This window comes from Paenirhizobium naphthalenivorans (assembly GCF_007992095.1).
GTDB lineage: Bacteria > Pseudomonadota > Alphaproteobacteria > Rhizobiales > Rhizobiaceae > Allorhizobium > Allorhizobium naphthalenivorans.
The window spans coordinates 41,960-66,011 of the sequence record NZ_BJZP01000011.1 but is presented as its reverse complement, the minus strand read 5'-3'; the positions used below and the strand labels follow the sequence as shown (position 1 = coordinate 66,011).

The following is a 24,052-nucleotide window of genomic DNA, read 5'->3' as shown; positions in this document are numbered from 1 at the left end:
GATGGGACAGCGCATCATGATCGTGGGAAATGGATCCCTACCGGAGGGCGCCGCGGCGACGATCGACGCCGCCGACCGTGTGATCCGTTTCAACGAGTGCGGCAATTTCGGAGCCGCCGGAAGCCGCACCGATGTGATCGCCGTGTGCAACACCGGCCGTCCGGCCAAAGCGATGCTGTCCGGAGACTGGTCCGGCAGTCCGGCTGTCCAGGCCGCCACCGAGATCTGGTCGGTGCGCGATCCGGACAAGTTTCGCGAGATGCGTGAAGCTCTTGAGCGCAGCCATCCGGAACTCGACGACTTCTGCGACGACTATAGCCGCGGCTTTTCGGATCTGGCCGCGGCCCGGTCCATGCGTCATCGCATCCTGTCGCGTCATGTGCATGAGGCGGTGGATGAGGCGCTTCAGGGTTTTCATCCAGACCCTTATGTCTCACCAAGCAGCGGCATGATCGTGATTGCCGATATTCTCGCCGATCCCGCTTGTGTCGATGATGAGATCGTTCTTGCCGGCTTCACCCACGAGGGATGGCACGGCCATCCCTTTGCCGCCGAGCGGCGCCTGATCGACAGTTTCGTAGCCGCCGGCAAGCTCGCGCGGCTCAAATCCCCAAACCTGTCTTCCCCCTCCCAAGGAGACTGATACCATGCCCTACAAGATGTCCCGCAAGGCCTATGCCTCTATGTTCGGACCGACTACCGGTGACAAGGTGCGGCTTGCCGATACCGAACTTTTCATCGAGGTCGAGAAGGATTTCACCACCTATGGCGACGAGGTGAAGTTCGGCGGCGGCAAGGTCATCCGTGACGGCATGGGCCAGAGTCAGGTCACGCGCGCCAACGGTGCCGTCGATACGGTCATCACCAATGCGCTGATCGTCGACCATTGGGGTATCGTCAAGGCTGACATCGGGTTGAAGGACGGGCGCATCCACGCGATCGGCAAGGCCGGCAATCCGGACACGCAGGTCGGTGTCGACATTATCGTTGGTCCGGGCACCGAGGTGATCGCCGGCGAGGGTAAGATCGTGACCGCCGGCGGCATGGATAGTCACATTCATTTCATCTGCCCGCAGCAGATCGAAGAAGCGCTGATGAGCGGGTTGACCACCATGCTCGGCGGTGGCACCGGCCCGGCCCACGGTACGCTCGCGACCACCTGCACGCCCGGTCCGTGGCACATCGCCCGGATGATCGAGGCGGCCGACGCCTTCCCGATGAACCTCGCCTTTGCCGGCAAGGGCAATGCCTCGCTGCCCGGTGCGCTTGAGGAAATGGTGCTCGGCGGCGCATCCTCGCTCAAACTGCATGAAGACTGGGGCACGACGCCGGCGGCGATCGACTGCTGCCTCACCGTCGCCGATCAGTACGACGTGCAGGTGATGATCCACACCGACACGCTGAACGAATCCGGCTTTGTCGAGGATTCGATCGGCGCGATGCGCGGCCGTACCATTCACGCCTTCCATACCGAAGGTGCGGGTGGTGGCCATGCGCCGGACATCATCAAGATCTGCGGCCAGATGAATGTCATTCCGTCATCGACCAATCCGACGCGGCCCTACACGGTCAATACGATTGCCGAACATCTCGACATGCTGATGGTCTGCCACCACCTGTCATCGTCTATCCCCGAAGACATTGCCTTTGCCGAAAGCCGTATCCGCAAGGAAACCATCGCGGCGGAAGACATCCTGCATGACATCGGCGCCTTTTCGATCATTTCGTCCGACAGCCAGGCCATGGGCCGCGTCGGCGAGGTGGCGATCCGCACCTGGCAGACCGCCGACAAGATGAAGCGCCAGCGCGGCAGGCTTGCCCAGGAAACCGGCGACAACGATAATTTCCGCGTCCGTCGTTACATTGCCAAATACACGATCAATCCGGCGATCGCGCAGGGGCTTTCCCACGAGATCGGTTCGATCGAGGTCGGCAAGCGGGCCGACCTGGTGATCTGGAGTCCCGCCTTTTTCGGTGTGAAGCCGGATATGGTGCTGCTCGGCGGCTCGATCGCGGCCGCTCCCATGGGCGATCCCAATGCCTCGATCCCGACGCCGCAACCGGTGCACTATCGGCCGATGTTCGGTGCCTTCGGCAAGGCGCTCACCAATTCCTCCGTCACCTTCGTCAGCCAGGCCTCGCTCGATGCCGGCCTTGCCGGTCGACTGGGCGTCGCCAAGCAATTGGTGGCGGTGAAAAACACCCGTGGCGGCATTTCCAAGAAGTCGATGATTCTCAATGACCTGACCCCGCATGTCGAGGTCGACCCGGAAACCTACGAGGTCCGCGCCGACGGGGAATTGCTCACCTGCGAACCTGCCACGGTCCTGCCGATGGCGCAGCGGTACTTTCTGTTCTGAGACGATCGCCGACACTTGGCCGCCGATCGTTTGCCAGGCGATGCCGTGCTATGGCGTCGCTATGCGTTCTTTGCATGGCTGCCATGCTTTTCCTTCGCGGGGTGGTTTTATGCTGCGTCGCAAACTAATTTGGTTTAATTCTAATCTGAAAGCCCTTCATGCCGCTTTTGCGTGATGGACCGCATTGTTTCACAGTCAAGGAGATTGCCATGTTGATCGGCAAGAAAGTTCCCGATGTCACCTTCCACACCCGCGTTCGCGACGAATCAATTGGCGGCCCCAATCCGTTCCGTTGGCAGGACATGACCTCGGACGACTACTTCAAGGGCAAAAGGGTCATTCTGTTCTCGCTGCCGGGCGCCTTTACCCCCACTTGCTCGACCTACCAGCTGCCGGACTTCGAAAAGATGTATCCGGAGTTCAAGGCTGAAGGAATCGATGAGATCTATTGCATCGCAGTCAACGACGCGTTCGTGATGAATGCCTGGGGCAAGTCGCAGAATCTTGAAAACGTCAAGCTGATCCCGGACGGCTCGGGCGAGTTTACCCGCAAGATGGGCATGCTCGTGCACAAGGACAATCTCGGCTTCGGCATGCGCTCCTGGCGCTACGCCGCCATCATCAACGATGGCCAGATCGAGCAGTGGTTCGAGGAAGAAGGCTATTCCGACAATTGCGAGAGCGACCCCTATGGCGTTTCCTCGCCGCAGAACATTATGGAAAAGCTGAAGGCCAAGGTCGCCGCCTGAGGCCGTTTTCTACCGAAATCTATTGAACAGGCCCGGGTATGTACCCGGGCCTGTTTTCGTTAACGCCGCCAGTCCGATCGGCGCTTCGGCGCCGGTGTCCGGCCTTTGGAAGGTAGCATCCGTGGTTTCCGGTCTCTCAGCGGCTCGAGAATTGTGATTCGGCGCTTTAGCGACCAGAATGGGAGTATTTATGGACAATTGAACGGTTAATACACAAGTTTAGGAATGCGTGAATATTGCCTTTTATGCAATCAAAGGTTATATTTGATTTGCCGGGAGAACTTCAATTCTATTTGGCTTTTGCTAGAATTCTAGTGATTCCATTAGCAATTGGCCAAGAGAACAAGCCTATTCCGATCAGTGCTGCAAAGAACAAGGAGCGGCGCGGTGGATCTTCTTGAGAGATGGGTATTGCTTCAGGTCGATCTTGGCAGTTTCGACAGCAAGGCGTCTGTTTATAATTTTGCGCTGAAGATGACGTTTCGGGCAGTTCTGCTCGCATTTGTGTTCAATCTTGCTGTTCTTCCGCTCGGCTATGCCTTGGGGCTTGTGCCGCTGTCGCTCGCCGACGCGATCAAATTGTCCGTGGCCTGTTCCTGGCTGTTCGGCGGCGCCGTGTCCGGCGCGCTTGCGCTGGTGACTGGCCAGGTGATTCGCGATCTGTCGCTCTCACGCGCCGAATTCGAGCGGTTGAGCCGGACCGACATGCTGTCCGGTCTGTTCAACCGGCGAGCCTTCAATGAGGTTCTGGCTGAGACGGATTCAGGAGGGTCTCTGGCTATCCTCGATCTCGACCGCTTCAAGGCCGTCAACGACAGTCATGGGCATTGCGTCGGCGATGCCGTGATCCAGGCGGTCGCGGAGATCCTGCGCGAGGTGTTCGGAGAGCCGCATCTCGTTGCGCGGCTCGGCGGTGAGGAGTTCGGAGTGGTCGTTCGCGGCGCTGGGGTGGCACAAAGGATCGGCCTGGTGGAGCGGGCGCGCAATCTGATCGAAGCACGTGCCATCCGCTGCGAGGGCGCGACGGTCAACATAACCATTTCGGCCGGTATGTCCGAATTCTCGGCGGGGCGTCGCCCCGGGAGCGTCTATTCGGCTGCGGATCGCGCCCTCTATCGGGCCAAGGCGAATGGTCGCAACAGGATTGTCCACGAGGCCGAGGAGGGCAGTCTTGTTCTCCCGGAGGAACCCGCGGTTGTCTCTGAGCGGTCCGGGGCATTGTTCTTCGAAGACGGGCCTGCGCCTGCGGCAGGCTGAAACTTCGGCCTTGCTGTTTGCCTCTTGTTTTTGCATGGTTGAAAAATAAACAGTTCGAGAAAACCATGCGTCGCGCCTTATCCCATCTTCCCGCCGGGACGTCCGAAGAGACGCTCTCCGGCTACGTCACACTTTCCCATGACGAGCGGCATTTACGGCGCAAGCTCCTGCACCTTGAGGATGGCGACATGGTCATGCTCGACCTCAGGCAGCCGGTGCAATTGGCGCATGGCGATCTGCTGCTGCTCGATGACGGTACGGCAATAGAGGTCCGGGCCGTTGAAGAAAAACTCTTCGAAATCCGCCCGCGCGACCAACGGCACCTTGTCGAACTCGCCTGGCATCTCGGCAACCGTCATCTGCCGGCGCAGATCGAGGCGGAGCGCATCCTGATCCTCAGGGACCATGTCATTCGCGATATGCTGATCGGTCTCGGCGCTACGGTCGTCGAGGTGACCGAGCGCTTCCAGCCGATGCGTGGCGCCTATCATTCGCATGGCGGCGGACATGGTCACCACGATCATGACCATGCCTGAAACGGTGGCCGCTGCTCGCCATCCGCTTGGCCTTGTGCGGCTGATGACATGGCTGTCGCCAGCATTCCCGGTCGGTGGTTTTGCCTATTCGGGTGGGCTGGAAAGCGCCGTCGTCGAAGGGCATGTCACGGGTGTCACTGATCTAGCCGTCTGGATAGAAACGCTCTTGCACGCGGGTTCGCTGCGAAACGACGTGATCCTGTTGGCGGAGGGCTACCGTGCTTGTGGCGATCCGGTTCGTTTGCAGGAAACGGTCGCTCTTGCCTCCGCGCTTTCAGCAACCGCCGAACGTTACCACGAGGCGACTGGCCAGGGCGATGCCTTTCTGGCGGCTGCTTCCGCCTGGCCGCAGCATGTTCTGTCGGTGCTCGGCCCCGGCACGCCCTATAGCGTGGCGGTCGGGGCGGTGGCGATGGCCAATGGTATTGCCCTTGGCGACACGCTCGCCGCTTTTTTGCAGGCCCAGTGCGGCCAGCTCGTTTCCGCCGCTATCCGGCTCGGCATTATCGGTCAGAGCCATGGAGTGGCTATTCTGGCGGGGCTGGAGCCCGCTATCCTCCAGCAAGCGCGGTTGACGGTCGACCTGGGACTTGATGATCTCGGCTCGGCGACGGTGACGGCGGACCTGTTGTCGATGCGGCACGAAACCCAGTATTCGCGGCTCTTCCAGTCATGACGGTCCCCGCCATAACCTTTACCAAGACAGGAACAGAACAATGAAATCCCAGAATGGGCCCTTGCGCGTCGGCATTGGTGGACCGGTCGGTTCCGGCAAGACGGCGCTTACCGAGAAGCTGTGCAAGGCGATGCGCGACGACTATTCCGTCGCCGTGGTCACCAATGACATCTACACGCGCGAGGATGCTGATGCTCTGATCCGCATGCAGGCGCTTTCCTCCGATCGCGTGGTCGGTGTCGAGACAGGCGGTTGCCCGCACACCGCCATCCGCGAGGACGCTTCGCTCAATCTGCGGGCGATCGCCGATCTCAACGCCCGCATTCCGAACCTCGACATCGTTTTCATCGAATCGGGCGGTGACAACCTCGCAGCCACCTTTTCCCCCGACCTTGCCGACGTGACGATCTATGTGATCTCGGTTTGTCAGGGCGAGGAGATCCCGCGCAAGGGCGGGCCTGGCATCGCGCGCTCAGATCTTCTGGTGATCAACAAGACGGATCTGGCGCCCTATGTCGGCGTCGATCTCGATGTGATGAATGGCGATGCGGGGCGGATGCGCGGCTCCCGGCCCTTCGTTTTCGCCGACATGAAACGCGGCGAGGGCGTTGGCGAGATTGTCCGTTTCCTCAAGCAAACGGGCGGGCTTTGAAGGCCTGCTGGTTCCATAGATTCGGTAGGAGCCCTGTCAAATCTGCTTCAGCGCGCTGATGTCCGAAATCTGGATGATCCTGCCGCGAACTGTCACGCCTGCTCGCCGGAGCGAAGAGAAGGCCCGCGACAAGGCTTCCGGCGCCAAGCCTAGCTTCCCGGCCAGCAGGCTCTTCTGGAACGGCAGGCGGATCGAGGCCGAGGTCCCTTCTTCGACCGGGCAATTGTTGAGCAGGTAGTGGGCTACGCGCTGCGGTGCGGTTTGCAGCCGATCATTGGCGATGCAGTCCATGGTGTTGCGCAGATGGTCGGACAGGCATTGGATGATCGCCTTGGCCACATCCGATTCCTGTTCGGCGAGTGCCCGCACCTTCTGCAACTCGAAGCGCGCGACCGTGATGGTCTCGGCGGCTTGCGAATTGTAGAGATAGCGGTCGCCCACCGACAGCAGGCATTCGGCGAATGTGTCGCCTGGGCCGCAGATGCGGATATCGGCCTCGCGGCCGTCCTTGTTTAGCCGAAACAGACGAACATAGCCGCTCAGTACGCAGTAGAAATACTCCGCGTTCTCGCCTTCGCGAAACAGAATGTCGCGCGCCTCGTAGTTCGTCACTGTCGCGATCTCAAGCATGCGAGCCAACGCGGTCGCACCAAGGGATGCCATGAAAGGCGTCCTGAGCAGGGTATTTTTGTCGCGCGTGTTCAACTTCAAAATCTTGTTCACAGTTCTTACGGCTCCAGATTGCGTTCCTGGTGGAGCGCGGTGGCCAGTCATGCCAAAGAACGACGAAGCAAGGCGAGGAAGCGGGCATTCATCTCGCCCAACCATAGGTCGTCATCGCCACACCATGATGCGGTGTACGATCTCTCCCGCTGCTGCGGTGAAAATGGCTAAAGAGAAGGGGATCGGCCTTAGCCTCCCCGTTTCACTCCCACGCCAGAAAACCACCTTCACTTCTATCGGTTCTCAGCGAAATAGAGGATAGGCACGGTCGCGATTGAGTGAATTGATTTCGATCAACCACCTTTGCCGGATCAGGTGATTTCGCCGGAAATTTTCGTGAAACCAATAAAAAAGCCGGGTAATCCCCCGGCTTTCTGTCGCTGTCTGGCGGCTCATTCCGCCGCGAGCGGCGGCAGCGCGATGAGCTTTGCGCCATCGCCGCCCTTGCGTTGCGGCTCCGGCAGGCGCGTCTCCACGGCGGTGAGGCGGCCTTCGAGGGTCGAAAGCGTTGTTCTGTTCTTCTCCGCCAGTTCCGTCAGCGCCTCGGCGGAGAGAGGCTGCGCCTCCTCTTCCTTCTTGCCGACCATGCGGCTGAACAGCCAGCTGAGCAGGCGTGACAGGTCGTCCATGATCAGGAAGAAGGCCGGCACGACCAGCAGGCTCATCACGGTTGAGACGATAATGCCGCCGATCACCGCGATCGCCATCGGCGCGCGGAACGAGCCGCCCTCGCCGACGCCGAGTGCCGAGGGCAGCATGCCGGCCGACATGGCGATCGACGTCATGATGATCGGCCGGGCACGCTTGCGTCCGGACTCCACCATGGCCTCGACGCGCGCCATGCCGTGACGCCGCATCTCGATGGCGAAATCGACGAGCAGGATGGCGTTCTTCGTCACGATTCCCATCAGCATCAGGATGCCGATCAGCACCGGCATGGAAAGCGCATTGTTGGTGACGATCAGTGCCACCGCCACGCCTCCGATCGCGAGTGGCAGCGAGAGGAGGATGGTAAAGGGTTGGATAACGTCCTTGAACAGCAGGATCAGCACCGTGAGCACCAGCAGCAGGCCGAGCAGCATGGCGTTGATGAAACTCTCCTGCATTTCCCGCTGCACCTTGGTGTCGCCGCTTTCAGCGAGTCTTACCGAGGCGGGGATGTCGGCCTGGTCAACGGCTGCCCGGAACGCGGCGGTCGCGGTGTCCAGAGCCACCCCTTGCGGCAAGTCGGCGCCGATGGTCACGACACGGTTGCGGTTGTTGCGCTTGATCGAGGAGACGCCTTCGGAATAGTCGATGTCGGCGACGCTGGACAGTGGCACAATCGCACCGGCCGCCGTCTGGATCTTCAGGGCGCGGATGGCGGCGAGATCCGTCCGGAAATCGAGCGAGGCCTGGACCCGGATCGGGATCAGGCGGCCGTCGAGCGCGATCTTGCTCAACGCGGCGTCCGAATCGCCGATCGTCGCGACGCGGACGGTCTCGGCGATTTGCTGCGACGTGATGCCGAGGCGGGCCACCTCATCCTTGTGTGGCCGGATCTGTAGCTCGGGCCGGGGCAGGGCGCCGTCGGCGCTGACATTGGCCAGCTGCGGTACGGTTCTCAATTTGGCTTCGAGGATTGCTGCCGCCTCGTTCAGCTCCCCCTCGTTCTTGGAGAGGAAGTTGAAGGAAATATCGCGGTCACCACGATCGTTGAGCTTCATCACACGGATGTCGGCGATCGGACGGAGCCTGGCGAAAGCCTCGTTCTCGATTTCCCACTGCGGGCGCGTGCGTCCTTCCACCGGCAGCTTGGGCATGTAGTCGCCAATCAGGGGGATGGCACCGATGCCCTTGTTGATGATGGTCTTGAGCAGTGAATGCTCGATCCTCACCAGGTTCAGTGTGACGCTGGCGCGGCGCAGTTCCATCTCGCCCTTCGGCGAGGCGCCGCCGAGGACGAAGACGCTCTCCACGCCGTCGAGGTCCTTGACGGCGTCGTGGATTGCCCTGGTCTTGCGTTCGGTCTCGGCAAGCGTGGCATTGGGCGGCAGTTCGATCGACAGAGTGATCCGGCCCGCGTCCTCAGGCGGCAGGAAGCTGCCGGGCACCTGAGCCAGCAGCATGATCGAGGCGATGAGGAAGGCAAAGGCGCCGATCAGTGTCGCATAGCGGGCGTACCAATGGGTCGTCGTGGCGCGCACCAGCCGCGTATAGCCCTTCATAAAGGCGCTGTCGTTGTCATGATGGTCTTCCATTCCATCTTCGGCACGCATCAGATAGGCGGCCATCAGCGGCGTGATGAGACGCGCGACCATCAGCGAGAAAAATACCGAGAAGGCGACGGTCAGGCCGAACTGGATGAAATACTGGCCGGGGATGCCGGGCATGAACGACACCGGCACGAAGACGGCGATGATGGTGAATGTGGTGGCGATGACGGCGAGCCCGATCTCGTCGGCAGCCTCGATCGCTGCCCGGTAAGGCGTTTTGCCCATCTTGATATGGCGGGCGATGTTCTCGATCTCGACGATCGCATCGTCGACCAGGATGCCGGTCGCGAGCGTCAGCGCCAGGAAGCTCACGAGGTTGAGCGAAAAGCCCATCATGCCCATGATCCAGAAGGTCGGGATCGCGGACAGGGGAAGCGCCACAGCTGCGATCAGCGTGGCGCGCCAGTTGCGCAGGAACAGGAAAACGACGATCACGGCGAGGATTGCGCCCTCGAGCAAGGTGTCCATTGCTGCTTCATAATTGCCATAGGTGAAGTAGACGGAATCGTTGATCAGTTCGATCCTGACGTCCGGATTGTCGGCGCGCACCTGGTCAAGGCTCGCGGCGACCGTCTCGGCGACGCTCACCTCGCTTGCTCCCTTGGCGCGGTAGACCGCGAAGGTGACCACCGGCTTGCCGTCGAACTCGGAAAAAGACTTCTGCTCCTCGTAGGTGTCCTTGACGGTCCCGAGATCGGACAATGTGACGAAGCGTCCGCCCGAAAGAGCGATAGTGGTCTTGGCGAGCGTTTCAACGTCGCGGGCGTCGCCCAGTGTGCGGATCGCCTGTTCGGCGCCGGCCACCTGGCCGCGGCCTGATCCGAGGTCGATATTGGTGCCGCGCAGCTGGCGGTTGACGTCGGCGGCGGTAATGCCGAAGGAATTGAGTCTGTCGGGGTCTAGCTCGACGCGGATCTCTCGATCGGCGCCGCCGTAGCGGTCGATCTTGCCGATGCCCGGCTGGCCCTGAAGGGCGCGCTTGATGGTGTCATCGACGAACCACGACAATTCCTCGAGCGTCATGTTCGGAGCGGTTACGGCAAAGGTCTGGATCGCCGCGCCCTCGACATCGACCTTGGTGACGATCGGTTCGTCGACCGAGGCGGGAAGGTTGCCGCGGATGCGATCGATGGCGTCCTTGACGTCCTGCACGGCCTGGTCGGTCGGCACTTCCATGCGAAACATCACGGCGGTCTGGGACTGTCCGTCGGTCACCGTGGACTGCAATTCGTCGACGCCGGTGATCGACGCCACTGCGTCCTCGATCTCCTTGGTGACCTGGGTCTCCAACTCGGAGGGAGAGGCACCGCTCTGCGTCACCGTGACGGAGACCAGCGGCACGTCGATGTTGGGAAAACGGGTGATCGGTAGTGCAAAGAACGATTGAAGCCCGACCACCATCAACAAGACGAAGGCAAGGATCGGCGCAACGGGGTTGCGGATGGACCAGGCGGAAAAGTTCATACTGCCCTCTCGCTTAGTTCGAAACAGCCGTCTCGTCGCGGACCGGATTGATGTGGTCACCGTCACGCACGAAGGCTCCGGCCTTGGCGACCACGACGTCGCCCGGTTTCAGCCCCGTCTTCACCTCGATAAAGGCGCCGTCCTGGATGCCTGTCTCGATCTTGACCTGCTTGACGGTGTTGTCGCTCACCAGTCGGGTTGTGGTGCCGTTGCTGCCCGAGGTGATGGCAGAGACCGGGAGCGCTATGCCATTGGCCTCGGCGATGATGATCTCGGCACTGGCGTACATGCCGGACCGGGCGCCCTGATCGTCATCAATGGCGATGTGGACAGCGCCGAGGCGCGTCTGCGGATCGACGACCGGCGAGACAAGCCGGACCGCACCGGACAAGGTCGCAGCTCCGCCGGCAACCGTGATCTTCGCCTTCTGACCGGCGCGGATCTTCAAAATATCGGTTTCCGAGACGTCGGCCACCAGTTCGATCTCGCCGTCACGGATGATGGTGAACAGCGGCTGGCCGGCGCCGCTGGCGATGGAGCCGACATTGGCATTGCGGGCGGCAACGAGGCCGGCAACCGGGGTCTTGACGTCGGAGCGCGCCAGTTTCAGATCAATGTCGGCGAGCTGGCTTTCCACGACCTTGATCTCGGCCTCGGCAATGGCGATGGCTTGATCGGTGCTTGCCACCTTGGCGGTAGCGCTGGTCAACGCGGTCTCGGCCTGGTCGACCGCTGCTTTGGACAGCGTACCCGACTTGCCGAGGGTTTCGGCGCGTCTGAACTGGCGTTCGGCCTCGGCCGCACCGGACTGCGCGTCGCCGAGTTGAACCTTGTACTGGGCAAGCGATGCCTCTGCCTTTGCCTTGCCGGCGAGAAGCTGGCTTTTCTGCAACAGAAGCGTATCGGTATTCAGCCTTGCCACGACCGCATCGGCCGGCACGCGATCGCCGACATCGGCTTCGAGCGAGCGTATCGACAGGCCCTCGACCTGCGGCTGGACATAGATCTCCTCGACCGCCTTGATCGTACCGGTGGCAATGATCCGGTCGACCATAAGACGCGTTTTCGCCTCGGTGACGACGATGGACGGCACCGATAGCGTCGACGGGGTCTCGGGTACGTCTTCCGCCGCTGCGATCAAGGGGAAAACGGCGACGGACAGGAGGAGCAATCCGGCGGTGACGTTCGTTAAGCGAACCATATGGCCTTTCCGATGTTTCTTGGCAGGCTATCGAAAGCAGTTCCAATACGCGTGTCGGGCGGCGTGGATCATCACCCGCCCAAGCATGGGATATAGCTTCTTTGCGGCGGCACGACAATTCTGGTGGTTATGGTGGTCCGGACTTTAGTTGGTATTGCCGCGGCCTTTTACAAGTCCTCTATCCGGCTCTGGAGCCATATACTTTTTCGGTTTCGGCGCTGCACACAGCAATGTGCGGTCCGCCTGGAAACTATTGCGGTCTGTTGCACGGCTTGGCTGCGAACTGACATGAAAAAAGGCGCCGGAGGGAAATCCCGACGCCTTCTTTTGAGAAAAGTGCTGGCTTTTACTTGAGCGCTTCGTTGGTGATGTCCAGCGTGTAGGCTCCTTCCGGCTCCTTGGTGATGACCGGGTCGGAACCGCCGCCGAGCAGGGTGGCGACGGTGCGCTTGTAGTCGGCCACGTCGAGCGCGCCGTTCGAGTCAGCCGTCAGCTTGGCGACTTCCGCCATCATCCGCTTCTGGTGAACTTCCGTCTGGGCGCCCGAGGCATCGTTCTCGAGAACGATTTCGGCCGCGTCATCCGGGTGCTCTTCGGCCCACTTCCAGCCCTTCATCGACGCGCGGACGAACTTGACCATCTTTTCCTTGAAGGCCGGATCCTTCAGCTTGTCTTCGAGAACGTAGAGACCGTCTTCGAGGGTGGCGACGCCTTCCTTCTCGTACTGGAAGGTGACGAGGTCCTCGGGCTTGATGCCGGCGTCGATGACCTGCCAGTATTCATTGTAGGTCATGGTCGAGATGCAGGCGGCCTGCTTTTGCAGCAGCGGATCGACGTTGAAGCCTTGCTTGAGGACGGTGACGCCGTCGGGGCCGCCGTCCGTCGGGATTTTCAGGTGCGCCATCCACGACAGGAACGGATATTCGTTGCCGAAGAACCAGACGCCAAGCGTCTTGCCCTTGAAATCTTCCGGCTTGGTGATGCCGGTTTCCTTGAGGCAGGTCAGCATCATACCCGAGGCCTTGAACGGCTGGGCGATGTTGACGAGCGGAACGCCCTTTTCGCGTGTGGCCAGAGCGGATGGCATCCAGTCGACGATCACGTCGGCGCCGCCGCCGGCGAGAACCTGTGCCGGTGCGATGTCCGGGCCGCCGGGTTTGATCTCGACGTCGAGACCTTCCTCCTCATAGAGGCCCTTGTCCTTGGCGACGTAGTAGCCGGCGAACTGAGCCTGGGTCACCCATTTCAGTTGCAGCGTCACCTTGTCGGCAGCGGCCGCCTGCATGGCCGTCAGCGACACGGCGCCAGCGAGCAGCAGGGTTGCGATTTTCAATTTCATTTTTTGTTTCCCTCTTTCTTATTTACGCCTGTCCACCACGGACAGACGGATGCCAGAAGGTGACGGCGCGCTCGGCGAGCGCCACTACACCATAAAAGATCGATCCGGCGAGCGCTGCAACCGCAATCTCGGCCCAGACCATGTCGACATTGCTGCGCCCGACTTCGGTGGAGATGCGGAACCCCATGCCGACGATCGGCGTGCCGAAGAACTCCGCGACAATGGCGCCGATGAGCGCGAGCGTTGAATTTATCTTCAGGGCGTTGAAGATGAATGGCCAGGCGGCCGGCAGACGCAGCTTGATCAGCGTCTGCCACCAGGATGCTGCATAGGTGCGCATCAGATCGCGCTCCATGTGGCTCGCCGCTGACAGGCCCTGGACGGTGTTCACCAGCATGGGGAAGAAGGTCATGATGACGACGACGGCAACCTTCGACTGCCAGTCGAAGCCGAACCACATGACCATGATCGGCGCGACGCCGACCATCGGCAGGGCCGAGACGAAATTGCCGATCGGTAACAGGCCCTTCTGCAGGAAGGGCGAACGGTCGACCAGGATCGCGACGATGAAGCCGAGGCCGCAGCCGGCCACATAGCCAGTGATCACCGATTTGAGGAAGGTTTGCCGGAAGTCGGCCCAGAGCGTCGGTCCGGAGCTGATCAGGCGTGCCCAGATCATCGAAGGCGCCGGCAGCAGGATCGCGGGGATGTGGAAGCCCTTGACCACGCATTCCCAGATGACCAGCAGCGTGACGCCGAAGATCACGGGCACGGCGATGTTGACCATGCGGCGAACCGAACGATCCTTAAAGTGCTGGCGCACCAGCCATTCGTTGAGCCCCCAGGCGGCGAGCCAGAAGACGATGGCGAAGACGAAATAGCCGTTCATGGCTTGGCTCCCATACGCTTCAGCACCCGTGTGTGGGCAAAACCGACCAGCGACACGAGCACGGCGGCAAGGCCGGCGGCCATGAACAGGGCCGCCCAGATCTGGATGGTCTGGCCGTAGTAGGAGCCGGACAGAAGTCGGGCACCAAGACCCGCGATAGCCCCCGTCGGCAGTTCGGCGACGATGGCGCCGAGCAGGGAGATGGCGATCGCCACCTTCAGCGAGGTGAAGAGATAGGGCATGGAGGCGGGCCAGCGCAGCTTCCAGAACGTCTGGCTCGGGCTGGCGTTATAGGTGTGCATCAGATCGAGCAGGAGGGTGTCCGGGCTTCGCAAGCCCTTCACCATGCCCACGACGATCGGGAAGAACGAGAGGTAGGTCGAGATCAGCGCCTTGGGAAGTATGCCGGAAATGCCGATCGCGTTCAAAACGACGATAACCATCGGCGCGATCGCAATGATCGGAATGGTCTGACTGGCAATCACCCAAGGCATCAGCGATCGATCGATCGCCCGATTGTGGACGATGCTGACGGCAAGCAGGATGCCGAGAGCGGTGCCAATGAGGAAGCCGAGCAGGGTGGCCGAAAGCGTCACGCCGGCATGATAGACGAGGCTGCGCTTCGAGGTGATCGCCTTGTTGACCGTGGTGTCCCACAGCTCGATGGCGATCTGGTGCGGCGCCGGCAGCACCGGCCGGTCCTGCGCGAAGGTGCGCTCGACGAGCTGGGAGAAGCTGATCGTCTCATTGGCCCGCGCCGCCTGGTCGCGCACGAAGGGCGCGTTCAGATAGACGACGAAGATGTGCCAGATCACCAGAATGGCGAAGACAACGGTCAGAATCGGCAGGATGCGGTCACGGAAGAGGGAAGGGGAGGTCATGCTCGGCCCCCTTGCGGACAGATGTCAGACACGACGGCCACACTATTCATCATAGCTGTGCCCCGCCTTCAGGCCTTCGCGAACGCGGTGGGCGATCCGCAGGAACTCTTCGGTTTCGCGGATCTCCAGTGGGCGTTCGCGCGGCAGCGTCGATTCGATGATGTCGGTGACCCGGCCGGGGCGCGGGCTCATCACGACGATCTTGGTCGAGAGATAGACGGCTTCCGGGATCGAGTGGGTGACGAAGCAGATCGTCTTGTTGGTGCGGTCCCAGAGCTTCAGCAGCTGTTCGTTCAAATGGTCGCGGACGATTTCGTCGAGCGCGCCGAAGGGCTCGTCCATCAGCAACAGATCGGCATCGAAGGCGAGCGCGCGGGCGATCGAGGCCCGCTGCTGCATGCCGCCCGACAGCTGCCAGGGGAATTTCTTGCCAAAGCCGGTGAGATTGACCAGTTCCAGCGTCTGCTCGACCCGCGTCTTCTGCTCCTCCTTCGAGAAGCCCATGATCTCGAGCGGCAGGGCGACGTTCTTTTCGATGGTGCGCCAGGGATAGAGGGCGGCGGCCTGGAAGACGTAGCCGTAGGAGCGATCCTTGCGGGCATTCTCCGGCGTCATGCCGTTGACGGTGATCTCGCCGCTGGTGTGCTTTTCCAGATCAGCGATGACACGCAGGAAGGTGGTTTTGCCGCAGCCAGAGGGGCCGATGAAGGAAACGAAGTCCCCCTTCTTCACATCCAGATTGACGTTCGACAGGGCATGAACCGGCCCGTCCCCCGTCTGGAAGGTGAGACAGAGGTCCTTGGCGGATACGACGGAGAATGGAGCGGTCATCGGATGAAACCCATGGGCTTTGTTGCAAAGGCCAAGGGCCCCTTGCATGCTATCATTACATGGCCGGTCGGGGCCGGCCTATCAGACTTTGCGGCAATTTCGACCATTACCGAGCACTGCGGGCACGGGGACCTCATCGAAACCCACCTGCCGGTTCGTTTGGCCCGCAAGCGCAGATGAAGGCAAGTGAGACCTGAGTGGCTTCGCCGGCTTTTCCGCCCCCCTCTCCCTTGCGGGGAGGGGGTGGTGAGGGAAACTGCCACGACCGTTGCCACTCTTCGCCCTACACCCCTGATGCCGGAATGCCGGTACGCTCGACCTTGCGGGGTGACACCAGTTCCTTCCAGGTCGACAGCGCCTTGTTGACAGCCTGGAACGGTTCGCGCTTGACGAACTGGCCATGGCCTTCCTGCGTCTTGATCGTGGATTCCTCGATCGTGACAACGCCACGCGACAGGGTGAAGCGCGGCAAGCCGGTCACTTCCTTGCCCTCGAACACGTTGTAGTCGATCGCCGATTGCTGGTTGCTGGCCGAAATGGTCTTCGAGCGTTTCGGATCCCAGACCACAAGGTCGGCATCGGCGCCGACGAGGATAGCGCCCTTCTTGGGGTAGATGTTGAGAATCTTGGCGATATTGGTCGAGGTGACGGCGACGAATTCGTTCATCGTCAGACGACCGGTCGCGACCCCGTAGGTCCAAAGCATGGGCAGACGGTCTTCAAGGCCGCCGGTGCCGTTGGGGATCTGGGCAAAGTTGCCGACGCCGAAGCGCTTTTGCTCGGTGGTGAACGCACAATGGTCGGTCGCCACGCAGGAGAGCGAGCCCGACTGCAGGCCGGCCCAGAGTGAATCCTGATGCTGCTTGTTGCGGAAGGGGGGCGACATGACGCGGCGGGCGGCATGATCCCAGTCCTTGCTGAAGTATTCGCTCTCGTCGAGCGTCAGGTGCTGGATCAAAGGCTCGCCATAGACGCGCATGCCCTTCTGGCGGGCGCGACGGATGGCTTCATGGCTCTGTTCGCAGGAGGTGTGCACGACATAGAGCGGCACGCCGGCCATATCGGCCAGCATGATGGCGCGGTTGGTCGCTTCGCCTTCGACTTCGGGCGGGCGCGAGTAGGCGTGGCCTTCGGGGCCGTTGTTGCCTTCGGCCAGGAGCTTGGCCGTCATCGCCGCCACCACGTCGCCGTTCTCGGCATGGACCATCGGCAGGGCGCCGAGTTCGGCGCAGCGCGAGAACGAGGCGAACATCTCGTCGTCGTTCACCATCAGCGAGCCCTTGTAGGCCATGAAGTGCTTGAAGGTGTTGATGCCCTTGTCCTGAACGACGGTCTTCATCTCGTCGAAGATGCGCTCGTTCCAGCCGGTGATCGCCATGTGGAAGGAATAGTCGCAATTGGCGCGGGTCGACTTGTTGTCCCACATCTGTAGCGCCTCCAGCAGCGACTGGTCGGGAGCAGGCAGACAGAAATCGACCACCATGGTTGTGCCGCCGGCCAGACCCGCGCGCGTGCCGCTTTCGAAGTCGTCGGCGGAATAAGTGCCCATGAAGGGCATTTCGAGATGCACGTGCGGATCGATGCCGCCCGGCATGACGTAGCAGCCGGTCGCGTCGAGGGTTTCATCGCCCTGGAGGTCCGGTCCGATCTCGACGATCACGCCGCCCTCGATTTTGACGTCGGCTTTGTAGGTCAGATCGGCGGTGACAATGGTTCCGTTCTTGATAACCTTCGACATGCTGTTACCCTTTGATTATGCGTTGACGAGTTGTCTTGCCATGAACAGGCTGTAGGGATTTTCCTGATAGCCGGCGAAAGGGCCGCACTCACGAAAGCCTAGAGTTTGATAGAGGCTGACAGCCTCGGTGTTGCGTGGCCCTGTTTCAAGATACAGGCATTCAATGCCGTGCACTTCGGCCATCTCCAGCAAGGTTGTCATGATCTGCCGGCCAATCCCTTTGCCTCTTGCCTCATCGGCGACGAATATGCGTTTCAGCTCTGCCGTGCCGTCTTCAAGCCACTTTATCGCTCCGCAGCCGACCGCTTGTCCTTTTGTCCGGGCGACAACAAAGGAAATGTCGGGCTGCCTGAGGGCACCTACGTCGACCGTAAAATTCCCCTCGGGAGGGTATAGGCTCGCGATATAAGCGTCTGACCGGTCGATCAGTTCAAGGACGTCTGCCGTTTCTGGCTTTTCGACAGTGATGTTGGCGCTCACTCCACAATCTCCGCCGTCTCCAGCACGGCCTGCAGCAGTACGTCGGCGCCGGCGGTGGCCCAGTCCTTCGAGATCTCCTCGGCCTCGTTATGGCTGAGACCACCGACGCAGGGGCACATGATCATGGTGGCGGGGGCGACCTTGGCGGCCCAGCAGGCGTCGTGGCCGGCGCCGGAGATGATGTTCATGTGGCTGTAGCCGAGACGTTCGGCGGCGTTGCGGACGCTTTCCACCAGCTTCGGATCGAAGGTGACCGGATCGAAATGACCGACGGCCTCGACCGAGCAACCGACGCCGATCGCCTCGCAGATCTTGGCGGCTTCCGCCTCGATCCTGGCGCGCATGCGGTCCAGTTTTTCCTGGCTCGGTGTGCGGATGTCGACGGTGAAGACGACCTTACCGGGCAAAACATTGCGGGAGTTCGGCGTGAAGAATACCTGGCCGACGCCGCCGACGGCGCCGGGTTGCTCGCTCATCGCGACATCCTGCACCATCTCAAGAATGCGGCTCATGGCAAGGCCGGCATTGACGCGCAGGTTCATCGGTGTCGAGCCGGTATGGGCCTCGCGACCGGTCAGCGTGAATTCCAGCCACCACAGTCCCTGACAGTGGGTGACGACACCGATCTGCTTTTCCTCGGCCTCAAGGATCGGCCCTTGCTCGATGTGGTATTCATAATAGGCGTGCATCTTTCTCGCGCCGACTTCCTCGTCTCCGAGCCAGCCGATGCGCTTCAGTTCGTCGCCATAGGTTTTGCCGTCCGGATCCTGGCGTGCATAGGCGTAGTCGAGCGAATGGACGCCGGCGAAGACGCCGGAGGCGAGCATGGCCGGGGCGAAACGCGCACCTTCCTCGTTGGCCCAATTGGTGACGACGATCGGATGCTTGGTCTTGATGCCGAGATCGTTCATCGAGCGGACGATTTCGAGCGCGGCCAGCACGCCGAGCACGCCGTCATATTTGCCGCCGGTGGGCTGGGTGTCGAGATGGGAGCCGACATAGACTGGCAGGGCGTGGGGATCGGTGCCGGGACGCGTCATGAACATTGTGCCCATCTTGTCGACAGCCATGGTCATGCCGGCGTCTTCGCACCACGTCTGGAAAAGCCTGCGTCCCTCGGCGTCTGCATCGGTCAGGGTCTGGCGGTTGTTGCCACCGGCGATACCAGGACCGATCTTGGCCATGTCCATCAGCATGTCCCAGAGCCGATCGCCGTTCACGCGCAAGTTCACGCCGGTTTGAGCCGTCATTGCAGTTTTCCTCATCTGTTTTCAAAGGGTCATGCAAACGGCATGCCCTGTTATTCCCCTTGTCGTCCCAGCCGTTGTTTCTTGCTTCTTTGGCTGGAAAAATGGCCGGTTGCCTTTGATTGGCACCTGTCCGATAATTTGACCGACTGGTAAACATTACAGCTTCCGTCGTGGCACTCAAGACGGAAAAGACGAAAAAAACACGACAAAATAGCGAGCATCTGCCTGAAAAAGATGCAGCGACAAAATTGAAAAAGATCAAGCTTTTAGGCTTGTCAGGCGAGAGTTGGGGCAGATTGCATGGCGATACCCAGAGCGGCCAAGACGCAGCGGCGAACCCGCATCCAGGAAGAGAAGGAGGAGGTGATCCTGAAGGCGGCGCTTGACGTCTTTTCCCTGCGCGGCTTTCGCGGTGCGACGATCGACCAGATCGCCGAGGTGGCCGGCATGTCGAAGCCGAACCTGCTCTACTATTTTCGCACCAAGGAGGGCATGCACCGGGCGCTGATCGACCGGGTGCTGGACAATTGGCTCGAACCCTTGAAGGCATTCGATGCGGAAGGGGATCCGGAACAGGAGGTGCGCTCCTATATCCGTCGCAAGCTGGAAATGGCGCGAGACTTTCCTCGCGAGAGCCGGCTCTTCGCCAATGAGATCCTGCAAGGGGCGCCCCACATCGACGACATGTTGAAGGGGCAGCTGAAGGAATTGGTCGACGAGAAGGTCGATGTCATCCGGTCCTGGATCCGGGCCGGCAAGGTTTACGACTGCGATCCCTATCACCTGATCTTCTCGATCTGGTCGACGACCCAGCACTATGCCGATTTCGACGTGCAGGTCAGGGCCGTACTCGGTGACGGCGACAGAAGCGCCACGCGTTTCGAGGATGCGGCCCGCTACCTGGAAGGCCTATTCGTCCGAGGCCTGATTCCACAAAAGCGCGAGCGTGATTGATCAGTCCGGCAGCAGAGCGAGAACCACCAAGCCGCAGGCCGTGACGAGGGCTCCAAGCAGGACCGTGGCGGACGCCCAGCCATGGCCGATCAGTCCTTCGAGGACGATGATGAAGGTTGGCGTCAGGTAACCATAGGCCAGAACCTTGGATGCGGGCAGGCGGACCGAGGCGTATTGCAGCAGGAAGAAGGTTACGGCGGTTGCGAATACCGAGAGGTAGAGCACGGCGATCCACACCATCGGAGGCAGGTTGTTGTAATCCACCTCGACGAGCCGGGGTGCCGCCGGCAGCAGGATGAAGAGGAAGGTTGCCACCGCTGTCCAGAAGACGAAGGCGAGCGGAGCCTCCTTGCGATTGAACAGTCTGAGCAAAGGCACATAAGCCGCATGGCATAGCACGCCGACGAAATAGAGCATTTCGCCGCGGCCGACATCGAAGGCGAGCAGGGCGTTGATGTCGCCACGAAAAATCACCCAGACAGCACCTGCCGCCGCGATCAGCAGGCTGATGAGCACGCCAGGGCGGGTGTGCTGGCGCATCAGGAACCAGGCGAAGACGGCACTCAGCAAAGGCATCAGGGTGAAGACCGCGCCGGTCGCCACAGGTTTGGTGAACTGAAGCGCCACGAACATGGTCATCATGTAGACCGCCATCAGCAAGCCGAGCACGGCGAAGCGCCAAGGTTCTCTGGGCCATGCCAGCGAAATCCCCATCTTGCGGCAGAGGAGGCCGATCAGGAGGATGGTGAGGGCATAGCGCAACGCCTGCAGGGCGAACGGATCGATCATCCGTGTGGCGACGCCGCCGAAAGAAAAGGCGCCTGAAATCAGCAGGGCGAAGAGAAGGACCGCCAAATGGGCCTTCAGTTTTTCCATTCCCCTGGCGTGGAGGTTGTAGTGGCCTGTAATGTTCTCGGAATTGCTCACGGACGGCTTCAGCTGGCTAGGTGGAGTGCCGTCAACGGCGGAGGCGCCTGCTTAACATGCGGTCGGGGGTAAAGGAAAGCCGCAGCGGACGTGCATTGAGACGTCAAACGGCTTGCGCCCGGTGCGTCGGCATCCATGACCGGGCTCGGGCGAAATCGATGAGGGCATTGCTGTCCATAGGTCGGGCGAGGGCATAGCCCTGCAAGGTATGACAGCCGAGGTCGCGCAGGATCACGGCATGTTGCATGGTCTCGACGCCCTCTGCGACGATGTCGATGCCGAGCGAGCGGCCAATGTCGACGATCGAGCTGATGAGGCGGCGTTGGGCGGCAGACACGATGATCGGCGCGGTCAACTGACGGTCGATCTTCAGGCGGCGCGGCGAGAGTTTCAGCAGGCTGAGGATCGAGGCATAGCCGGTGCCGAAATCGTCGATCTCGATGTCGATTCCGTGCGACTTGATCCGTTCGATGCTGTCTGTCACCGCGGCCCCCTTGTCGTCGAAGGAGATGGATTCCAGCAGTTCGAAGGACAGGCTGCCGGGCACGACGTCCAGTTGCTCCAGCCGCTGGAGCAGGTTCTCATCGAACAGTCGCTGGGCGGAAATGTTGACCGAGACCTTGTCTATCGCCAGGTCATTCGCCAGCCAGCGGGCGCGTTGCAGCAGCGCCTGTTCGAGGACGGCCGCGTCGATTTGCGACACGACGTTCAGGCTTTCGGCAATCTCCAGGAAGCGGTCCGGGCTGAGAATGCCCTCCTCCGGGTGGTTCCAGCGGGCCAGAGCTTCCACGCCGCTGATTTCCAGCGTGTGGGCGTCGAACTGGGGCTGGAAATAGGCGATGAAGTCATTCTGCTCCAGCGATTTGAGGATCGCGTCGGCGGTCTTCTTGGTGTTGATCGTCAGGCATTTCAGCCGGTCGGTATAGTGTTCGACGCGGTTACGACCGTGGCGTTTGGCCTCGTAAAGGGCGATGTCGGCATTGACCAGCAGCTGTTCGGCCTTGCCGTCGGACAGTTCACGCGTGGCGATGCCGACCGAAGCGCCGACGCGACACTCATATCCGGCATAGGTGATCGGCGTGTTGACCGCATCAATCACCCGGCAGGCGAGGTCTCCATATTGCTCTTCCGTAAGATTATCGGCACAGACCACGACGAATTCGTCGCCGCCGATGCGCGCGACGAAGTCCTCCATGCGCGTACTCTCACGCAACTTGGTCGCCACGTGCTTGAGGATTGCGTCTCCTGCCCCGTGGCCGAGCGTATCGTTGATGTCCTTGAAGCGATCGAGGTCTATATGCAGCACGGTGGCCTGAGCCTGCATCTCGCCCTCCACGTCGAGGCGCATCAAATGTTGATCGAGATAGCGGCGGTTCGGCAGGTTTGTCAGCGCGTCATGCAGAGAGTTGTGCTCCATGTGCTGGCGGGCCTGCTCCAATTCCCGGTTCCGGAGTTCCGCCTGCTGTTTGGCTTCGCGCAGTTCCTCTTGCAGCCGGATGTCCGCCGTCACGTTCCAGTTGACGCCGACAAGCTTCTTGCGGAAGCGGGGATCGCGGTAGGTTGTGCCGTAGGCGCGGATATGGCGCACTTCGCCGCCGGCTGTCACAACGCGGAACTCGGTGACATAGTCCTTGCCGGACTTCAGAGCGCGGGCGAGGACCTGTTCGGCTTCCTCGACGTCATTTGGATGCAGCGCATTGACCCAGGTCTGGTAGGTACACCGACCATCGCCCTCCACCCCGTACAGCTTTTGCATCCGGGTGTCCCAGTGCAGTTCGCCGCTACCGATGTCGAGTTCCCAGACCCCGATGCGCGATGCCTCGAGGGCGATCTCCAACCGGTGAGAGAGGGCACGCAATTCCTCCTCACGCTGGCGCAGGGCGGCAATGTTGGCGTGCCGCTCCTTGAGCAGTCGGGCAACCCAGGCGACGGGCGCGACGATCATTATTCCGACAAGCAGCATCAGGATTCGCGAGAGCCACAGATCCGGCGCCGGCTGGTCCCAGCCGCCTTTCGGCACGGCGGCGATTTCCCAGCTTTCGCCGCCAAAGTTGATGGGCATCGCGACGGGAGTTTCGCCAAAGATCGCGCCGTCGCCGTAGAACGTTCTTTCGCGTTTGCCGTCCCTGTCCTTGCCGGCGATTGTCACGTCGATGCCGAGGCCATCCGAACGAAGCCCGCCATAAACGTAGAGCTTGTCCATGTCGATGACGGCGGAAAGGATACCCCAAAAATCCCGCCCACCCTTGCCGTTGCCAATGACAACCGGATAACGGGCGATCAGGCCGCGACCTCCCTGGATGAGGTCTATCGGTCCGGTCACCACCAGGCGCCCGGTTTCCCGCACCTGAAGAGCCACGTCCCGTTGCGTGGGGTTCTTGCGGTAGTCGAAGCCGATTATCCGCTCGTTGCCTTCGAGTGGATAAGCGAAGCGGATGACAAGGTCCGGCGCTGCGGCGAGATTGCGCAATAGGTGGGGCGTATTGAAGATGCGGCGCGCGAGGGTGGCGAAGCGTTCCTGCGTTATCTGCGGCTCGGTCTCAATGACGGCGACCATACCTTGCACGAGCTGGATATTGGCGTTGATGCCGCCCTCCAGTCTGGCGCGGATCAGCCCAAGCTCCTCGGCCACCTGGTTGCGTAGATTCTCTTGATGGAGACGGTTCTTCTGGCTGTCGGCATAGAAAATGGCGATGGCGACCGCGATCACCACAATCACGGCGGGGATATAGTATTGGAGAGACGCGCCAAGCGCTCCCCAATGGCTCTTTTCCCTGCTCTCCGTCATGCCCAAAGTCTCCACTCGGTAAGCTGAAACAAAACGGATTATGAATTGATCTACGGTAAATCGGCAAGTTCTCATGAAAGCCTTGAGAATTGCTGAATCACA

At 61.0% G+C, this 24,052-nt stretch carries 20 protein-coding genes; 8 read left to right on the top strand and 12 right to left on the bottom strand.

The window, feature by feature from the left end; genetic code table 11:
* Positions 1 to 16: 16 nt before the first annotated feature.
* From RNA01_RS12585 to ureG, 7 genes are all read left to right on the top strand, one after another.
* Positions 17 to 643 carry a glycosyltransferase family 29 protein gene (locus RNA01_RS12585; protein ID WP_170253441.1) on the top strand — a complete coding sequence of 209 codons (627 nt, stop codon included), beginning with the start codon at positions 17 to 19 and terminating at the stop codon, positions 641 to 643.
* Between the two features lie 4 nt (positions 644 to 647).
* Positions 648 to 2,360 (top strand): urease subunit alpha, encoded by a 1,713-nt coding sequence (ureC, locus tag RNA01_RS12580; RefSeq protein ID WP_147180561.1) that lies wholly within the window; start codon positions 648 to 650, stop codon positions 2,358 to 2,360.
* 212 nt (positions 2,361 to 2,572) lie between these two features.
* On the top strand, positions 2,573 to 3,109 hold the full coding sequence (locus tag RNA01_RS12575) for a peroxiredoxin (RefSeq protein ID WP_147180643.1): 537 nt from the start codon (positions 2,573 to 2,575) through the stop codon (positions 3,107 to 3,109).
* Positions 3,110 to 3,496: 387 nt separating this feature from the next.
* Entirely contained in the window at positions 3,497 to 4,366 is an 870-nt protein-coding gene (locus RNA01_RS12570; protein ID WP_147180560.1) for a GGDEF domain-containing protein, read from the top strand.
* Positions 4,367 to 4,431: 65 nt separating this feature from the next.
* Positions 4,432 to 4,902 (top strand): urease accessory protein UreE, encoded by a 471-nt coding sequence (ureE, locus tag RNA01_RS12565; RefSeq protein ID WP_147180559.1) that lies wholly within the window; start codon positions 4,432 to 4,434, stop codon positions 4,900 to 4,902.
* A 4-nt stretch (positions 4,903 to 4,906) separates the two neighbouring features.
* Complete coding sequence (locus RNA01_RS12560) at positions 4,907 to 5,578, top strand: urease accessory protein UreF (RefSeq protein WP_371864065.1); 672 nt, start codon at positions 4,907 to 4,909, stop codon at positions 5,576 to 5,578.
* A 40-nt stretch (positions 5,579 to 5,618) separates the two neighbouring features.
* Entirely contained in the window at positions 5,619 to 6,230 is a 612-nt protein-coding gene (gene ureG / locus RNA01_RS12555; RefSeq protein WP_147180558.1) for an urease accessory protein UreG, read from the top strand.
* A 36-nt stretch (positions 6,231 to 6,266) separates the two neighbouring features.
* Here ureG and RNA01_RS12550 read toward each other — a convergent pair whose 3' ends face one another.
* The 10 genes from RNA01_RS12550 to RNA01_RS12505 all read right to left on the bottom strand — a co-directional run bounded on the left by RNA01_RS12550 (position 6,267) and on the right by RNA01_RS12505 (position 19,281).
* Positions 6,267 to 7,004 carry a Crp/Fnr family transcriptional regulator gene (locus RNA01_RS12550; RefSeq protein ID WP_147180557.1) on the bottom strand — a complete coding sequence of 246 codons (738 nt, stop codon included), beginning with the start codon at positions 7,002 to 7,004 and terminating at the stop codon, positions 6,267 to 6,269.
* A 341-nt stretch (positions 7,005 to 7,345) separates the two neighbouring features.
* Positions 7,346 to 10,672, bottom strand: coding sequence for an efflux RND transporter permease subunit (locus tag RNA01_RS12545; protein ID WP_147180556.1), 3,327 nt, complete (start codon positions 10,670 to 10,672; stop codon positions 7,346 to 7,348).
* 13 nt (positions 10,673 to 10,685) lie between these two features.
* On the bottom strand, positions 10,686 to 11,873 hold the full coding sequence (locus RNA01_RS12540) for an efflux RND transporter periplasmic adaptor subunit (RefSeq protein ID WP_147180555.1): 1,188 nt from the start codon (positions 11,871 to 11,873) through the stop codon (positions 10,686 to 10,688).
* Positions 11,874 to 12,219: 346 nt separating this feature from the next.
* A complete protein-coding gene (locus RNA01_RS12535; RefSeq protein WP_147180554.1) occupies positions 12,220 to 13,212 on the bottom strand; it encodes an ABC transporter substrate-binding protein in 993 nt (330 codons plus the stop codon).
* A gap of 22 nt (positions 13,213 to 13,234) precedes the next feature.
* The gene (locus RNA01_RS12530; RefSeq protein ID WP_147180553.1) at positions 13,235 to 14,101 is read right to left on the bottom strand and encodes an ABC transporter permease; all 867 of its coding nucleotides are present in this window, start codon (positions 14,099 to 14,101) and stop codon (positions 13,235 to 13,237) included.
* Positions 14,098 to 14,982: an ABC transporter permease gene (locus RNA01_RS12525; protein ID WP_147180552.1), complete on the bottom strand. Its 885-nt coding sequence runs from the start codon at positions 14,980 to 14,982 to the stop codon at positions 14,098 to 14,100. The genes RNA01_RS12530 and RNA01_RS12525 overlap by 4 nt, the downstream gene beginning before the upstream one ends.
* A gap of 42 nt (positions 14,983 to 15,024) precedes the next feature.
* Positions 15,025 to 15,813: an ABC transporter ATP-binding protein gene (locus tag RNA01_RS12520; protein ID WP_147180551.1), complete on the bottom strand. Its 789-nt coding sequence runs from the start codon at positions 15,811 to 15,813 to the stop codon at positions 15,025 to 15,027.
* Between the two features lie 283 nt (positions 15,814 to 16,096).
* Complete coding sequence (hydA, locus tag RNA01_RS12515; protein WP_147180550.1) at positions 16,097 to 17,551, bottom strand: dihydropyrimidinase; 1,455 nt, start codon at positions 17,549 to 17,551, stop codon at positions 16,097 to 16,099.
* A 15-nt stretch (positions 17,552 to 17,566) separates the two neighbouring features.
* On the bottom strand, positions 17,567 to 18,031 hold the full coding sequence (locus tag RNA01_RS12510) for a GNAT family N-acetyltransferase (RefSeq protein WP_147180549.1): 465 nt from the start codon (positions 18,029 to 18,031) through the stop codon (positions 17,567 to 17,569).
* Complete coding sequence (locus RNA01_RS12505) at positions 18,028 to 19,281, bottom strand: Zn-dependent hydrolase (RefSeq protein ID WP_147180548.1); 1,254 nt, start codon at positions 19,279 to 19,281, stop codon at positions 18,028 to 18,030. The genes RNA01_RS12510 and RNA01_RS12505 overlap by 4 nt, the downstream gene beginning before the upstream one ends.
* 300 nt (positions 19,282 to 19,581) lie before the next feature.
* Here RNA01_RS12505 and RNA01_RS12500 point away from each other — a divergent pair, with 300 nt between their 5' ends.
* Complete coding sequence (locus RNA01_RS12500; RefSeq protein WP_147180547.1) at positions 19,582 to 20,235, top strand: TetR family transcriptional regulator C-terminal domain-containing protein; 654 nt, start codon at positions 19,582 to 19,584, stop codon at positions 20,233 to 20,235.
* Here RNA01_RS12500 and RNA01_RS12495 read toward each other — a convergent pair whose 3' ends face one another.
* Positions 20,236 to 21,162 (bottom strand): DMT family transporter, encoded by a 927-nt coding sequence (locus RNA01_RS12495; RefSeq protein WP_235916600.1) that lies wholly within the window; start codon positions 21,160 to 21,162, stop codon positions 20,236 to 20,238.
* A gap of 103 nt (positions 21,163 to 21,265) precedes the next feature.
* Positions 21,266 to 23,950, bottom strand: coding sequence for a bifunctional diguanylate cyclase/phosphodiesterase (locus tag RNA01_RS12490; RefSeq protein ID WP_147180546.1), 2,685 nt, complete (start codon positions 23,948 to 23,950; stop codon positions 21,266 to 21,268).
* Between the last annotated feature and the right edge of the window lie 102 nt (positions 23,951 to 24,052).